At 68.1% G+C, this 14,847-nt stretch carries 16 protein-coding genes, 1 tRNA gene and 1 pseudogene; 9 read left to right on the top strand and 9 right to left on the bottom strand.

The features are described from left to right. The gene (locus tag DVH23_RS04040; RefSeq protein WP_114576153.1) at positions 1-387 is read right to left on the bottom strand and encodes a hypothetical protein; all 387 of its coding nucleotides are present in this window, start codon (positions 385-387) and stop codon (positions 1-3) included. Between the two features lie 58 nt (positions 388-445). Here DVH23_RS04040 and DVH23_RS04035 point away from each other — a divergent pair, with 58 nt between their 5' ends. Beyond that, complete coding sequence (locus DVH23_RS04035; RefSeq protein WP_114576152.1) at positions 446-1,081, top strand: adenylate kinase; 636 nt, start codon at positions 446-448, stop codon at positions 1,079-1,081. On the opposite strand, the gene DVH23_RS23465 is transcribed toward DVH23_RS04035, so the two are convergent. Further along, the gene (locus DVH23_RS23465; RefSeq protein WP_157972317.1) at positions 1,078-2,919 is read right to left on the bottom strand and encodes a polymer-forming cytoskeletal protein; all 1,842 of its coding nucleotides are present in this window, start codon (positions 2,917-2,919) and stop codon (positions 1,078-1,080) included. The two genes, DVH23_RS04035 and DVH23_RS23465, sit on opposite strands and share 4 nt — an antisense overlap. A 180-nt stretch (positions 2,920-3,099) precedes the next feature. On the opposite strand from DVH23_RS23465, the gene DVH23_RS04030 reads away from it, so the two are divergent. The 4 genes from DVH23_RS04030 (at position 3,100) to DVH23_RS04015 (ending at position 5,716) form a co-directional block, all read left to right on the top strand. Then, positions 3,100-4,050, top strand: a complete 951-nt coding sequence (locus DVH23_RS04030; protein WP_114576151.1) for a DUF106 domain-containing protein — start codon at positions 3,100-3,102, stop codon at positions 4,048-4,050. 48 nt (positions 4,051-4,098) lie between these two features. Further along, the gene (gene cmk, locus DVH23_RS04025) at positions 4,099-4,671 is read left to right on the top strand and encodes a (d)CMP kinase (protein ID WP_114576150.1); all 573 of its coding nucleotides are present in this window, start codon (positions 4,099-4,101) and stop codon (positions 4,669-4,671) included. Further along, entirely contained in the window at positions 4,671-5,573 is a 903-nt protein-coding gene (locus DVH23_RS04020; RefSeq protein ID WP_114576149.1) for an RNA-guided pseudouridylation complex pseudouridine synthase subunit Cbf5, read from the top strand. Before cmk ends, DVH23_RS04020 begins: the two co-directional genes overlap by 1 nt. A 72-nt stretch (positions 5,574-5,645) precedes the next feature. Next, positions 5,646-5,716 (top strand) — tRNA-Pro (locus DVH23_RS04015). Positions 5,717-5,831: 115 nt separating this feature from the next. Here DVH23_RS04015 and DVH23_RS24095 read toward each other — a convergent pair. The 4 genes and pseudogenes from DVH23_RS24095 to DVH23_RS04005 all read right to left on the bottom strand — a co-directional run bounded on the left by DVH23_RS24095 (position 5,832) and on the right by DVH23_RS04005 (position 8,635). Then, positions 5,832-5,999, bottom strand: coding sequence for a hypothetical protein (locus DVH23_RS24095; RefSeq protein WP_198667829.1), 168 nt, complete (start codon positions 5,997-5,999; stop codon positions 5,832-5,834). A gap of 33 nt (positions 6,000-6,032) precedes the next feature. Continuing rightward, a pseudogene (locus tag DVH23_RS24950) lies at positions 6,033-6,164 on the bottom strand (type II toxin-antitoxin system death-on-curing family toxin); the annotation flags it as partial. A 95-nt stretch (positions 6,165-6,259) separates the two neighbouring features. Continuing rightward, the gene (locus tag DVH23_RS04010) at positions 6,260-7,318 is read right to left on the bottom strand and encodes an AAA family ATPase (RefSeq protein ID WP_114576148.1); all 1,059 of its coding nucleotides are present in this window, start codon (positions 7,316-7,318) and stop codon (positions 6,260-6,262) included. A 39-nt stretch (positions 7,319-7,357) separates the two neighbouring features. Continuing rightward, positions 7,358-8,635 (bottom strand): DUF4179 domain-containing protein, encoded by a 1,278-nt coding sequence (locus tag DVH23_RS04005; RefSeq protein ID WP_198667828.1) that lies wholly within the window; start codon positions 8,633-8,635, stop codon positions 7,358-7,360. Positions 8,636-8,762: 127 nt separating this feature from the next. Here DVH23_RS04005 and rnz point away from each other — a divergent pair, with 127 nt between their 5' ends. Then, a complete protein-coding gene (gene rnz / locus DVH23_RS04000; RefSeq protein ID WP_114576147.1) occupies positions 8,763-9,695 on the top strand; it encodes a ribonuclease Z in 933 nt (310 codons plus the stop codon). Positions 9,696-9,795: 100 nt separating this feature from the next. Further along, the gene (gene engB / locus DVH23_RS03995; protein WP_114576146.1) at positions 9,796-10,413 is read left to right on the top strand and encodes a GTP-binding protein EngB; all 618 of its coding nucleotides are present in this window, start codon (positions 9,796-9,798) and stop codon (positions 10,411-10,413) included. On the opposite strand, the gene ddh is transcribed toward engB, so the two are convergent. Both ddh and DVH23_RS03985 read right to left on the bottom strand, forming a co-directional pair. Next, positions 10,410-11,342, bottom strand: a complete 933-nt coding sequence (gene ddh, locus DVH23_RS03990) for a D-2-hydroxyacid dehydrogenase (RefSeq protein WP_114576145.1) — start codon at positions 11,340-11,342, stop codon at positions 10,410-10,412. The genes engB and ddh overlap by 4 nt on opposite strands. A gap of 142 nt (positions 11,343-11,484) precedes the next feature. Then, complete coding sequence (locus tag DVH23_RS03985; RefSeq protein WP_114576144.1) at positions 11,485-12,786, bottom strand: NUDIX domain-containing protein; 1,302 nt, start codon at positions 12,784-12,786, stop codon at positions 11,485-11,487. An 84-nt stretch (positions 12,787-12,870) separates the two neighbouring features. Here DVH23_RS03985 and DVH23_RS03980 point away from each other — a divergent pair, with 84 nt between their 5' ends. Together DVH23_RS03980 and DVH23_RS03975 are read left to right on the top strand one after the other, a co-directional pair. Further along, entirely contained in the window at positions 12,871-13,629 is a 759-nt protein-coding gene (locus tag DVH23_RS03980; protein WP_114576143.1) for a coenzyme F420-0:L-glutamate ligase, read from the top strand. Next, a complete protein-coding gene (locus DVH23_RS03975) occupies positions 13,626-14,603 on the top strand; it encodes a 5,10-methylenetetrahydromethanopterin reductase (RefSeq protein WP_114576142.1) in 978 nt (325 codons plus the stop codon). The genes DVH23_RS03980 and DVH23_RS03975 overlap by 4 nt, the downstream gene beginning before the upstream one ends. Here DVH23_RS03975 and DVH23_RS03970 read toward each other — a convergent pair. Continuing rightward, positions 14,590-14,781, bottom strand: coding sequence for a hypothetical protein (locus DVH23_RS03970; protein WP_114576141.1), 192 nt, complete (start codon positions 14,779-14,781; stop codon positions 14,590-14,592). The genes DVH23_RS03975 and DVH23_RS03970 overlap by 14 nt on opposite strands. Positions 14,782-14,847 lie beyond the last annotated feature (66 nt).

Here is a 14,847-nt window from a genome sequence, read left to right as displayed (position 1 = left end):
TTAGACCTCGACGACCCAGGCGGTGAACCCCTCGTCGAGTTCGTACACCGACCGGAAGATCGCGTCGAGCGCCGCCGCGACCCGGTCGTCGTCGGCCCGCGCCGCGATCCGGACGTTGACCCCTTCGGCCTCCTCGGGACGCGCGAGTTCGTCGATTGAAAAGGCGGGGTAGTCCTCGAGGAGCGCCTTTAGGGACTCGAGTTCCGCTTCCGTGCAGTCGACGTTTACGATCCCCTCCGCGAACTGGAGCCAGGGGATCGCCCCCTCGTCGGGGTCGACCGCGGCTTCGATCGTGACGAACGCGCTCGCGCGGGCGCGATGGGCGGCGATCGCGTCGGCGTAGAGGGCACGGCGTTTCTCGGGCTCGGCGGCGTCGAATCGAGTCATATCGGCCGTTCGATCGCCTTTCTTTAAGCCTTTATGCGACGGGGCGCAACGCTCGGGTATGGCACAGCCACGAATACTCATCCTCGGGCCCCCGGGAGCGGGCAAGGGGACACAAAGCGGCCGCCTCGTAGAGCACTTCGATATCGCCCACATCACGACCGGCGACGCGCTCCGGGCGAACAAGGGAATGGACATCAGCGACGTCCACGACGAGTACGACACCCCCGGCGAGATCATGGCCGCGGGCGAACTCGTCCCCGACGAAGTCGTCACCGCAATCGTCGAGGAAGCCCTCGCCGACGCCGACGGCTTCGTCCTCGACGGCTACCCGCGCAACATCGCCCAGGCAGAGGCCCTAGAGGGGATGACCGACCTCGACGTCGTCCTCAAACTCGACGTGAGCGAGGACGAACTCGTCCACCGCCTGACCGGCCGGCGGATCGACCCCGAAACCGACGAGGTCTACCACGTCGAGTACGACCCCGCCGAGGACGAGGAGGTCAAAGAGCGACTGGTCCAGCGCGACGACGACACCGAGGAGACCGTCGTCGAGCGCCTCCGGGTCTACGAGGAGAACACGGCACCGGTCGTCGAGTACTACGACGAGAAGGGTTCCCTGGAACGGATCGACGGCGACCGCGCGCCCAAGGAGGTCTGGACGGAGATCCGCGAGCGCGTCGAGAGTGCCGTCTAGTCGAGAACGATCTCGTGGGTGCGGACGTGGACGTAGACCGTCAGCTCGTCGGTCGCGATGTTATCCATGTGGCCGTCCCAGTTGCCCGTCGGTGAGGTGGGCCCGGCGCTGCTGTCGCCGTGGAAGGTTACGGTCCCGCTGGCGTCGAGTCCGCCGATGACGAAGGTTCCGTAGAAGTCGAGCGACCCGCTCGCGTCGAAGTCGGTGTCGGCCGACACCTCGTCGTGGGGCGCGTAGATCGAGCCGTAGTAGGCCCCGCCGCCGCTGAACCTGAAACTACTCCCGGTCGTGCCGAAGATCTGGAATCGGTTCGCCTCCCCTCCCGAGTTCGTCACGGCGCCGCCGGACATCGACACCATACCGCTCGTGATCACCCGGACGACGTGGTCGTTTCCACTGGTGCCGGTCACCGTGATGTCCCCGTTCCCCGTCATGGAGACGCCCCCGCCCGGACGGACCAGGATGTCGATGTCGCCGTCGCTGACGTCGAGTTCGAGGTCGCTGTTCCCGCCGACAGAGATTTCCCCGGCGAAGTACTGGCCAGCCTCGAGGTGATCGTCGCTCAGGGTGCCGACTTCGTCGCCCTCTCCCTGATCGAGGATCTGGTCGTAGGCGCGGTCGATCGGCTCGTGTTCGGGGAGGTCGTCGAGTTCGTCGTTCGGATGGGGGCCGATCTCGCCGGGCGGGACGCCCTCTCTCACCTCGCAGTCGCCGACGCAGTAGCCGTTGTCGGTGATCGATCCGGCCGCGACGAGGTCACCGGCGTACGATTTGTCCCACCGGATCTCGATGTCGCCGTAGGAGACGACGCCGCCGTCGACGTGGCCGCCGACGGTGACGTCCCCGCCCGCGAGGACGCTCCCGGCGTCGTCGTCGCCCGCGATGTCGACGCTCCCGGCCGCGATGATTCGGCCAGTGACCTCGCCGGAGTGGCTGACGCTCACGTCCCCGCCCGAGACGACGTCGCCGTAGATCGTGTGTCCGACGTCGACGTCCCCCGGCGAGACGACGTCGCCGCTCGTGTAGCTGTTGCCCGCCGTACTCGTCGAGATCGACCCCCCGGTCGCCGACAGGACGCTCGCACGATCGGAATTGAGGTTTACGTCCTCGATCTCCTGGGGAAGCTCGGAGATGCCGACGATCACCTCGATGGTCCGGTACTCGCCGGTACCGCTGGTCTCGACGCTCGTGTTCCCCATCGATCGGAAGTATTCCGCCCAGCCGTTGTGATAGGCTGTCGTGACGGAGATCTTGATGTTCTGGCTCTCGTCGACACCGCCAGTGAGTCCGGAGTGGTTCGAGGTGGTGTTGACCCCCGAGACCGCGACCCCGCTTCCTGAGGCCGAGCCGCCGCTCACGTTGAAGATCGGAAGCGTCAGCGTCCCGTCGGTGTACGTAATCGGCGGTCCCGAGACGGGCATCGATCGGTCGCCCGTTCCCCGCCAGACGCCGCCGCCCTCGTAGGCGACGACCGAGCCGTCGTCGTTGGTGTACTCGATCGCACCGAGGCTCTCGTTTGCGACTTCTCCTTTCCCTTCGATGGAGACGGTCATGTTCCCGCCGTCGACCTTGCGGATCGTTCCCTCGCTCGCGTCGATGTCGAGTTCCGTCGTGCCTCCGGCGTCGCTCGTCGCGGCGGCAGTCGCGATGTCCGTGCTGAGTTCGACGAACGCGCTCTCGACGCGATCGATCTCGGCCTGGCTTTCGATCCCGTCGGTTGTCGCGCCCGAAGCGAGCAGGATCGCGACGCTGCCGATCGCGACGATTCCGAACAGCAGGACGAACCCGAGGACCTCCGACTGGCCGCGTTCCTCGCTCACTCCGATCGCCCGGCGCACCGTCTTCTATCCATATTGCTGCTAGATATATCCGACACCGTGATATACTATTCGGTTGGTACGTGGACGGCGTCCCGCACTGGCGGCCGACGGGACCGGACTGGGGCCACGAACCGGCGTCCCGTCGCCGGCGCCCGAAGATAAACACTTGTATACTGGACGTGACCTAGCTTCGAGTAGATGACGCGTACCGCGGAGAAGGTAGACTCCCTCGTCCGCGAGGACGCCGCGATGGCCGAGGCACTCGAGTCGATCCGCCGGGAGGCCGACCGCAACGGCGGCGAGGTCGAGTGGGCCGACGTCCGGGACGACCTCACCAGCGGCCAGTGGGGTCGAATCATCGAGACGGGGATCTTAGTCGACGGCCGTGACGGGTTCGAGATCGCCGACCGGGAGGCGTTCGATCGCGCCCTGGACGACGACGAGGAGGGGGTCGACGCCGACACTCCCGAGATCGACGACGACGCCTCCTCGTGGTCCCAGTGGGACAAACTGGCCGGGCTGAGTGCCATATTGTTGATGACCGGCTACTGGTTCGACTCCATCCGGAACCTCATCGGGGGAACGATCGACGTCGCGCTCGGGCCGCTCAACGCCGCGCTCCCATTTTACGCGGTGATCCTCACGGTTGCGATGGTGACCGGGCTCTACTCGACGCTGCTGCAGGCGAACCTGATGAACCCCGAGCGGATGGGCAAATATCAAGAACGGATGAAGGCGATGCAGGAGAAACGAAAGGACGTCGAGGAGCGAAAGGAAGCCGCCGAGGAACGCGGGGCCAGCGAGTCCGAACTCGAGCGACTCGACAACGAGATGGACCGCGTCCAAGAGGAGCAGATGGAGGCGATGGCCGAGAACCTCGGGATGTTCAAAGAACAGTTCCGTCCGATGGTCTGGATCATGCTGTTTACGATCCCGCTTTTCCTCTGGATGTGGTGGATGATCCGCGACGGCCACATCGCCAGCGACGAGCTCCAGGTCGTGATGCCGATCGCCGGCGTCGTCGAGTGGAACGACGGCGTCGTTGGCCCGATGCAAGCCTGGATCGTCTGGTACTTCCTCTGTTCGATGGGTTTCACCCAGTTGCTCCGGAAAGCCGTCAACATCGACATGTCGCCGGCGACCAGCTGACGCGGGGACTTTCACAATTCCTTTGAACGAGCCCGGTGGAGGGAACGTATGTTACTCACCGTCTCCGGCCCGCCTGGAAGCGGGAAGAGCACCACCGCGGGGTTGCTCGCCGACGCCTTCGACCTCGAACACGTAAGCGGCGGCGACATCTTCCGCGAACTCGCCGACGAGCGGGGGTACACCCCCCTCGAGTTCAACAAGCTCGCCGAGGAAAACGAGGAGATCGACCGCGACCTGGATCGTCGGCTGGGTCGGATCGCCCGCGACCGCGACGACCTCGTCCTCGAGTCGCGGCTGGCGGGCTGGCTGGCGGGCGAACACGCCGACTTCCGGTTCTGGCTCGACGCGCCCGCGAGCGTCCGGGGCGAGCGGATCGCCGACCGCGAGGGCAAGGAGCCGGGGCCCGCGACGGAGGAGACCCGCGCACGGGAGGCCAGCGAGGCCAGCCGGTACGAGGACTACTATGGAATCGACATCACCGACCTGAAGATATACGACCTTTCGGTGAACACCGGCCGGTGGGAGCCCGACGCCGTCCTCGACATGCTCGTGACCGCAGTCGAGGAGTACCACCCCGAAAAGGACGAGGGGAAGTACCCGATCACCGGCGTCGAGATCTGATGGCCCTGCGTGGCCCGCCCGCCGAGCGCTCGCCCGCCTCCCTCCTCCGGTTCGGAGTGGTGAACCTCGACAAACCACCGGGACCGTCCTCCCACCAGGTCAGCGGCTGGCTCCGGGACAGCGTCGCCGACGCACTCGCCGAGACAGGAGAGGAGCCGATCGACCGGGCGGCCCACGCCGGCACCCTCGACCCGAAGGTCACCGGCTGTCTGCCGATCATGTTTGGAACCGCGACCCGGCTCGCACCCGCCTTTCTGGAGGGCGGCAAGGAGTACGTCGCGGTCCTCGAGTGCCACGGGCCGGTCCCCGAGGACGCCTCCGAGATCGTCGCGGAGTTCGAGGGCCCGATCTACCAGAAGCCGCCCCGAAAGAGCGCCGTCTCGCGACGATTGCGGGTCCGGGAGATCTACACCCTCGAGGTGCTCGAGACGGCCGACCGAAAGATCCTGTTCCGGACGCGGTGCGAGAGCGGGACCTACATCCGCAAACTCTGTCACGACCTCGGGCTGGCGCTTGGGACGGGCGCCCACATGGGCGACCTCCGGCGGACGGCGACCGACCCGTTCGACGACCGGACGCTCCATTCGGCGTACGACCTGCTCGACGCGCTGGCGTTCTGGGTCGAGGACGGCGACGAGAAGCTGCTCCGGGAGGTCGTCTCCCCCGCCGAGCGAGTGTTGGAGGGGCTTCCGTCGGTAACGATCGCCGAGAGCGCGGCCCGCGAGGTCGCAAATGGCGCGCAGGTGTACGCCCCCGGCGTTCTTTCTGCGGATGACGCCGGCCCCGAGGACCTGCTCGCCTGTTACACCCCCGACGGCGCCGCGGTCTGTCTCGGGCGGCTGGTCGGTGACCCGGACGCGGAGTCGGGGATCGTGGTGGAACTCGAGCGCGTGCTGGTCTGAGTCGGTGAACGGAGGACGGCGAGGACGGTGAAACGACACTCTTAAACGGAACACGCCCGTCGTCGGAAACACGGGACCGTGGGGTAGTGGTATCCTCTGCGGATGGGGTCCGTAGGACCCGAGTTCGACTCTCGGCGGTCCCACTGATTTTGCGACGAACAAACCCACGAGGCGCGTCTCTCTGATGTCCGTCGTGAGAACGACAGAACGGGTCCTATTCGGGTGCTGAGACCGGATTCATAGCTACCGGACAACGGGCTACTCGCTCTCGAGTGCGGCGTAGATATCCGAGTGGCGGCGTCCGTCGAGTTCTCCCATCTCGAGGAGAATTTTGTGGCGCTCCTCGTCGGTGTCTGCTGGCTGGTATCGCTCGTACAGACGGCGAACCTCGTCGTCGGCCGTGGAGGGTTCAGTACCGGACGCCATTGTCTACTGGATATGTGCGTTCGCGCCTTTTTATACGTAATGTAGGGCGGACCCGGTCACGTTTTCCGACCGAATCCCCGGTTCCGTGTCGTCGCCTTCGCGAACGATCTGGTCGTGGAGACCACAAACGAGTTCGACGGAGGGATACACGACGTCGGCGGTCACACCTCTCCATCTCTGGTGCTATCCGATAACGGTTTGCGATGTGAAAGTCGAGTGCAGCCAGTACCCCGACCCCATTCGTTATCGCCGTTCGACCCTCAGGCCTCTCGACCCAACTCCGCCAGTAGATGCGAAACGTGGATCCGATCGCTCGCCCCTTCGCCCATCTCGAACTCGACGTCGGCCGCCAGCCGGTGTAACCTGGCGAGTTTCTCGCCCTGGTACTGCTTGCGCGCGACCGACAGCACCTCGTCGATGACCTCGCTGCCCGACAGTCCCTCGTCCACCAGCAGGTCGTCGAGCGTGCTCCGGGCGTCGGTGAACGCCCCCGATTCGGCGTCCTCGAGCATCTCCCCCACTTCGTCGTCGTAGCCGACGCTCCCGATGGTCTCGTAGGCGGCGTCCATCGTGATCTCGCCTTCCTCGACGGCGGCGGTCTGAGAAGCTAAGATCGCCCGGCGGAGGTCGCCGTCGGCGTAGCCCGCGACGAACTCGAGGCCGTCGGCGTCGTACTCGACGCCTTCGCGCTCGGCGATCCGCTCGAGTACCGCGACGGTCTCCTCGCTGGTGGGCGCGCGCATCGTGACCGGGAAACACCGCGAACGGATCGGCGGGATCAGCTTGGTGGGCTGGCGGGTCCCGATCACGAACTGGGTCGTCCGGTGGTGTTGTTCCATGATCCGGCGAAGGGCCTGCTGGAAGTCCTCCCGAATCGTCTCGGCGTTGTCGAGCAGGATCGTCTTGTACGTCCCCGAGGAGGGCGCGTAGCCCGCCTGTTCTTTGAGGACGTGGGCGATCATGTCCCGTTTCGACCAGTTTCGCTTGTACTTGTTCGACCGGTCGCCGCTCCGGCGGTGCTGTTTCGAGAACTCGGTCTGACCCTGGAGGAAGTGCGAGAACCGGGGGTCCTCGCGGATCTCGCTTTTCGTCCGTTCGAAGAAGTCCGCGACGTTGATCTCGACGAAGTCGTTGTCGGGATCCGCGTGGGCCTCGCGGGCGAGTGCGCGTGCGGCCGCGGTCTTTCCGCTTCCCGTCGGCCCCTGGAGGATCAGGTTGATCGGCTCCTCGATCGCTCGCTCGAGATACTCTCGGGCGCCGTCTTGGGGGAGTTCCGACAGCTCCGGCGCGTGCGCCTCGGTCCACAGCGGCCCGTCCATCGCCGATCCGTAGGGCGGCTGGCGGTAAGAATCGGTCGGTTACGCGTCGTCCTCGCCTTCGGCCTGGGTCTCGTTTCCGCTCCCGTCGTCGGACTCGTTCGAGCCGTCCGCCCCGTCGCTTTCGTTGGTCGCGTCGGTCCCGTTCGTTTCGTTCGTCGCGTTGGCCCCGTCGGTTCCGTTCGTCGCGTTGTCGCTGCCGATCCCGCCGCCGGGCGAGAGCCCGTCGTCGGTCTCGCCCTCGACGGTCGCGGTCGCCTGAATGCGCTCGCCCTCGCCATCCACGTACGGCACCGTCGTCGCCACCTCCCCGGGGTCGCCGCCGTAGACGACGACGGTCGCGGTCTCGCCGTCGGCGAGTTCGTCCCCGACGTCGATCGTCACGTTCTCGTGGTCGCCGTACTCGAGAGCGTCGGAGGTCGCGACGACGGAGCCGTTGCCGTCCTCGACGGCGAGGAACCCGTCGATCGGGAGCGTCGCGTCGGCGACGACCTCCTCGGGCGTGGCCTCGACGACGGTCACGTCCGCGGGCGCGTACTCGACGAGGAAGTCGTCGACGGCGCCGTCCTCGTCGGTGTAGATCCCGTAGCCGTGTTCGCCGGGTTCGACGCCGCTGAGGTCGATCGTGAAGTTGAGCTGGCGGGTCTCGTCGGCCGAGAGCGAGACGATCTGGCGTTCACGGACCTCGCCGTCGATCCGGAAGTCGACTGGCTGTTGGTCCTCGAAGTCGTTGGGGTTGCGGATCTCGCTCGTGATCTCCAAGGTGTCGTTTACCGGAACCCGATCGGTCGCGTTCGCGGACTCGACGATGAAGGAGGTGCTCGTGGCGCCCTCCTCGGGGCCGTCGGGCATCGAGACGGTCGCGGTGTCGCTTACGGGATAGCCGTCCGCGCCGATGTAGGGCCGGTCGTGGTCCTCGTCCTCGCCGGCCTCCTCGGGGCCGACGAACGTCTCGTTGCCGGTGACGTCCTGGTGGGCCGTCGCCGTCAGCTGGCCGAGCAGCTCCCCCTCGCCGCGCTGTTCGACCGTGACGTTCTCGTGGTCTCCCTCGCCGAGATACTCCGAGACGCCGACGATCTCGCCTTCCGACGTGACGACCACGAAGCCGCCGTCCGAGAGGGTGACGTTGTCGACGGTGGCGCTCGTGCCGTCGCCGGTCTGATCCGAGAACTCGATCGAGCCTTCGGGCTCCTCTGTGACGTCGGCGCCGAAGAGTGCGGGTGCCTGCCCGACCACCGTCCCCGCCGCGAGGACGACGACGAGGGCGACCAGGATGGCGCCGATCCGTTTTACCGTGCCGAGCTCGGGTAGTCTACTCATTCTCGCGGTTGTCTCCAGTCTATCCCTGCGTTCGTCCCGCAGTGATGTAAATTTCACCCTTTCGACCACGCATATGCAACCACTCGGATCGAAGCCGGTTTACCCCGGCCGCTCCCAGTCCAGGGCGATGGCACTGCGCGTGACGTTCCTGGGGACCAGCGGGGCCGTCCCGACGGCCGAGCGGAATCCGACGGCGATCCACGTCGCCCGCGAGGGCGACGAGCTCCTCTTCGACGCCGGCGAGGGAACCCAGCGCCAGATGATGCGCTTTTCGACGGGGTTTTCGGTCTCGCAGCTGTTCGTCACACATCTCCACGGCGACCACGTCTTCGGGATCCCGGGCTTGCTCCAGACGATGGACTTCAACGAGCGTGCGGCCCCCCTCGCCGTCCACGCCCCACGGGGCTGTCGGCGCCGACTGGAGGAGCTGATCGCCGCGGGCGGAACCCGACCCTCCTTTCCGGTCCGGATCGACGAGGTCGCTCCCGGCGACGTCGCCTACCGCGCCGACGAGTACGAGGTCCGGGCGTTCGACGCCGACCACGACACCCGCTCGGTCGGCTACGCGCTGGTCGAGGACGAGCGCAAGGGCCGCTTCGACCGCGAACGCGCCGAGGAACTGGGCGTCCCCGTCGGCCCGAAGTTCTCGCAGCTCCACGAGGGCGACCCCGTCGAGCTCGAGGACGGCACCGTCGTCCGGCCGGAGCAGGTCGTCGGCGACCCCCGCCCCGGACGCTCGGTCGTCTACACCGGCGACACCCGGCCCGTGGCTGGGACCGTCGAGGCCGCCGACGAGCCCGACCTGTTGATCCACGACGCGACGTTCGCCGACGACGGTGTCGAGCGCGCGGGCAAGACTGCCCACTCGACGGCCCGTCAAGCCGGCGCCATCGCGAGCGAGGCCGGCGCCCGCCGACTCGCACTGACCCACCTCTCCTCGCGGTACGCCGGCCGGACCGGGGACCACCTCGCGCAGGCCCGCGAGGTCTTCGACGGCGAGGTGTTCGCCCCTGACGACGGCGACGCCGTCGAGATCCCCTATCCCGACGCCGACGAGTGAATCGAGGGGTCGGGACGGCCCCGGCGCGGACGACGACCGTCGAACTATCGCCAGGGGCCGCGAACGCCGGGTCTTTTGCCCGACGGCCCGTAGGCGGGGTATGTTCGACACCCGCCCGGACCGCGGAAGCGAGGTCGTCCTCGTCGGCCGCTCGAACGTGGGCAAGTCCACGTTGATGCGCGAGCTGACCGGCCACACGTTCGACACCGGCCGGAATCCAGGGGTAACGCGCTCGCCGAACCACTACGACTGGGCCCCCGAGGACTTCGTGATCACCGACCTCCCCGGCTACGGGTTCATGAGCGGCGTTCCCGAGGAGCGCCGCGAGGAGATCAAGACCGGGATCGTCCGCTATCTCGAGGACAACGCCGAGAAGATCCTCGTCGCAATCCACGTCGTCGACGGCAAGAGCGTCGTCGATATCATCGACCGCCACAGCGGCGGCGAAGAGATCCCCTACGACGTCGAGCTGTTTCACTTCCTCCGGGAACTCGATATCCCGACGGTCGTCGCGGTCAACAAGATGGACAAGGTCGACGACCGCGACGAACGCCTCGACGCGATCTGTGACCGCCTCGGCCTGCTCCCGCCCTGGAAACAGTGGCAGGAGACGGTCGCCCCGATCAGCGCCAAGCGGGGCCAGCTCGACCCCCTGGAAAAAGCGGTCCGGACCCACCTCCACGACCAGGAGAGGGACGACCTCTTCACGTTCTTCTAGACCACCCGGTTTCGAAACTCGCCGTCCCGCTCGATGCGCGCGACATTGTCGGCGACGATCTCCCCGACGTCCCGGTAGTAGTCCCGGGTGTAGGCGCCACAGTGGGGCGTGACGATCACCTCCTCGAACCCCCACAGCGGCGATGATTCGGGAAGCGGTTCGGTCTCGAAGACGTCCAGGGCCGCCCCCGCGATCGACCCCGACTCGAGGGCCGCCACGAGCGCCGGCTCGTCGACGACCCCGCCGCGGGCGACGTTGACGAAGCGAGCCTCGGGGGCCATCGCCTCGAACGCCGCCCGGTCGAACAGCCCCTCGGTGTCGGCGGTCAGCGGGACGGTCGCGACAACGAACTCCGGGCCGGCGATCGCCTCGTGGAGCGTCTCGGTCGCGTACATCTCCTCGAACTCCGGCAGTGAGTCTGGAGAGCGCCGGACCCCCACAGTACGAACGCCCAGCGAGCCGACGACGTCGGCGACTCCCCGACCCAGGGTTCCGGTGCCGACGATGCAGGCCGTCGTCCCCGAAAGGGTAAACGCCTCGTCCCACTCGGGGCGGTTCCACTCCCGTCGCTCCCCGGCGGCGACGTGGTCGTGGAGCCGCCGGGCGAACGCGAGCAGGTAGCCCGCGACGGTCTCGCCGATCGACCGGCCGTGGATCCCCGTGCTGTTCGTGAGGACGACGCCCCGCTCATCGAGCGCCTCGAGGGGAAACCGATCGATCCCCGCCTGGATCGAGTGGATCCACTCGAGGTCCCGAAACGCATCGCGGTGCTCCAGGGTGACGACCCCGTCGACGCCGCCGAGCCCGTCGTCGCCGATCACCGCGACGTCGATCCCCCCATGCGTCTCGCTCGCGAGGAACTCGCGGAGCCGCTCGGGCGGGAAGACGGCCGCGACGGAGTCGTGAATTCCGAGTCGGTCGATCTCCATGCCGCGGGCTACGCGGGCCGGCTACTCAATACGAGGGGCGGCTCGGGAGAGGGTCCTCGTCACACGGGGCTCGGTGGGGGTAACTCCTCGTCACCGCCGCCCGGCCTGCTGTAGGGTCCAGGGGGGTTTCGGTCTGTCGCTCCTACCTCTCGGCCCACCGCTCGTACTCCCGGAGTTCCTCGGCGACGGCCTCGATCTCGCCGGACTCCACGACGCCCGCCTCGGTGACGATTCCCGTCAGGCAATCCGCGGGAGTGACGTCGAAGGTCGGGTTGGCGACGTCGATCGGTGCCTCGCCGTCGTAGACCGTCTCCGGGGAACCCGACTCCAGGTTGACCGCCTCGCGGGTCGAGACCTTGTCGCTCGCGGCGACCGCGTAGACGGGGACTCCCTCGCGGGCGGCAGCGATCGCGGCCCCTCGAGTCCCAGTCTTGTTCACGATCCGACCGTCGGGAAGGACCGTGTCGGCACCCACGAGGACGGTATCGACGTCCGCGCGGGCGAGAAGGTGGGCGACGGCGGCGTCGGTGTGCAGCGTCACCGCCGTTCCCGGGACCTCCGCCGCGAGTTCCTCGGCGACCGCCCGCCCCTCGCAGGCGGGCCGGGACTCGGCGACGAAAACGCGGTCGGGGTCGCCCGCCCGAAGCGCCCGCCGGACGGTGCCCGACCGCGAGAGGGTCAACACCCTCCCGCCGACCTCCCCGGCGGCGTTGTCGGCCGCCCGGTCGTCGGCCGCGTGGGCCCGGTCGATCGCCTCGAGGGTGCTATCGAGGACCGCCGACGCGTCCCGTCCGTCATCGTCCGCTCCCGCCATCGCCCGGTTGACCCGGTTTCGGAGGACCGCCATGCTCGGTCGGGCCTCGATCAGCCGGTCGGCGAGGGAAGCGAGTTCGTCCCACCCGTCACCGTCCTCGCTCGCCTCGCTCCCCCCATCGTCGCCCCCTTCGGCGGCCAGGAGACCCGCGCGATCCCGGAGGACCTCGAGCGCGCGAATCGAGAGGAAGGCGGCGCCGTGCCTGCCGTCGGCCGCGATCGATCGAACCGTGGGCCCGACCCGTTCGTAGGCGTTCCAGAGACCGGGGACGGTCTCGCGATCCCCGGTGACGATCTCGGTCGGGGAGACCCACGCCGCCTCGTCGTGTTCCTCGCCGAGTTCGACCTCGCGGTTCCCGGCGTCGAACAGGTAGGGGTGGATCCGCCAGCGTTCGCCCTCGACGGTGAGGGGACGACCCGCCCGGACGGGATCCGTGTCGCCCGTCGGGAGGTCGGTCTCCTCGCGGATCTCCCGGCGGGCCTGCTCGTCGGGTTCGTCCTCGGCGTCCCCCGAGACCCCACCCCACTGGCCCCGGAAGCTTCCCGCGTTTTCGCTTCGCCGGAGGACCAGGACCTCGCTCCGGTTCCGGAGGAACGCGGTGACGACGTCGGTCGGACCGTCGTCGGTCATACGTCCCCCCACGACGGGAACCCGAAAGTCGGTTTCGCCCGCCGATGACGGTGGCCTTTTCCTGGCGCTTCCCCCACGAACGGTATGGAACTCGACGCAGTCGAAGGGATCCCCGAGATCCGCCCCGGCGACGACCTCGCATCCCTCGTCGCCGAACGGACGGACCTCGCCGACGGCGACGTGCTGACGGTCGCCAGCACGGTGGTCTCGAAAGCCGAGGGCCGGGTGGCCGACCTCGCCGATTTCCCCGCCGGCCCGCGGGCCGAGGAGATCGCGACCCGGCTCTCCGAGCGGACCGACGAGGAGAAAGATCCCCGGTTCGCCCAGGCAGTCCTTGAGGAGAGCACCGACCTCGTGATGGAGGAGCCGTTCCTGCTGACCGAAACCCGCTTCGGCCACGTCTGTGTCAACGCGGGGATCGACCGCTCGAACGTCCCCGACAACGACCTCCTCTTGCTCCCGAAACGACCCGGGGAGAGCGCCCGCCGGATCCGGGAGGCGCTCTCGAACGACGTCGCGGTGATCGTCACCGACACCTGCGGGCGACCCTTCCGCTACGGCCAGCGCGGGGTGGCGATCGGCTGGGACGGGATCCCCGCGAGCCGGGACTGGCGCGGCGAAGAGGACCGCGACGGCCACGAACTCGCGGTCACCGTCCAGTCGGTCGTCGACGAACTCGCCGCCGCCGCGAACCTCGTCACGGGGGAAGGTGCCGGCGGCACCCCCGCCGTCATCGTCCGGGACTGGGACTTTGGCGATCATGCGGGCAGCGAGAACCTCTTTCGTGATCTCGAGAGCGACTTCGTTCGCCAAGCCCTCCGGGAGTGGCAGTGGGAGCCATGAAGGGAATCGAGTTCACGCCCGAACACCCGCCCGACGAGCTCGCAGATCTCGCCGCTCTCGCCGAGGCAGAGGGGTTCGAGGCGGCCTTCGCGAGCAGCCACTACTTCAACCGCGATCCCTTCGTCACGCTCTCGCGGATGGCGGCGGCGACCGAGGAAATCCGGCTGGGACCCGGCGTCGTCAACCCCTACGAGAGCCACCCCGCGACGCTCGCGGCCCGCGTCGCGACCGTAGCGGAGGTAAGCGACGGCCGCGCGCTGCTCGGCCTCGGCGCGGGCGACCGCTCGGCGCTCGCCGCTCTGGGAATCGACCGCGACCGGCCGCTCCGGCGCGTGTTGGAGACGATGGACGTCGTCCGGGACCTCTGGCAGGGAAAGACGGTCTCGCGCGAGGGGACCTTCGAGGTCCACGAAGCGTCGCTCAACACGCCCTCGGCGGCGATCCCGGTCTACGTCGGCGCCCAGGGGCCCGACATGCTCCGGATGGCCGCCAAACACGCCGACGGCGTCCTGGTCAACGCCTCCCACCCCGACGACCTCGCGTGGGCCGAAGAACGGCTCAAGGAGGGGAGAGCCGAGCGCGGTCGGGACGGCGAGTTCGAAGCGCTGTCGTGGGCCTCCGTCAGCGTCGCCGAGGACCGCGACGACGCACGGGAGGCCGCCCGGCCGCCGGTCGCGTTCATCGCGGCCGACGTCGCAGAGCCCGTCCTGGAGCGCCACGGGATCGCCGGCGAGGACGCCCGCTCGGTCGGCGAGGCCCTCGAGGCCGGCGAGTTCTCGACGGCGTTCGAGCGGGTCACGCCCGCGATGCTCGACGCCTTTTCAATCGCGGGGACCCCGAGAGAGGTCGAGGAGCGGTTCGAGGCCGTCCTCGAACACGTCGACGGGATCGTCGTCGGCTCGCCGCTGGGGCCCGACCTCGGTCGGGGGGTAGAGCTCGCCGGCGAGGCTCTGGCGCGGGCTACTCGAGACTGAACAGCGAGCCGACCGCACCGAGGGTGAGGCCGCCGAAGACGGCGAGGCTGAAGGCGACCAGCAGGGCGCCAACGAGGAACAGAAGCGGCGCGAGAAGCTCGCCGGTCGCGACCTCGGCGAACAGTTCGGTCATCTCGGTGACGTTCTCGACGATGACGTTCAGCGGGACGGGGTCCATACCGGGAGTTTTCGCCCGGCGCACTTGGCCATGCCGGTCTACGGTGCCGCTGGTGCGGTGCGGGCC

This window comes from Saliphagus sp. LR7 (genome assembly GCF_003344565.1).
Lineage (GTDB): Archaea > Halobacteriota > Halobacteria > Halobacteriales > Natrialbaceae > Saliphagus > Saliphagus infecundisoli.
The sequence above is the reverse complement of the archived record's forward strand: the minus strand, read 5'-3'. Positions and strand labels throughout refer to the sequence as shown.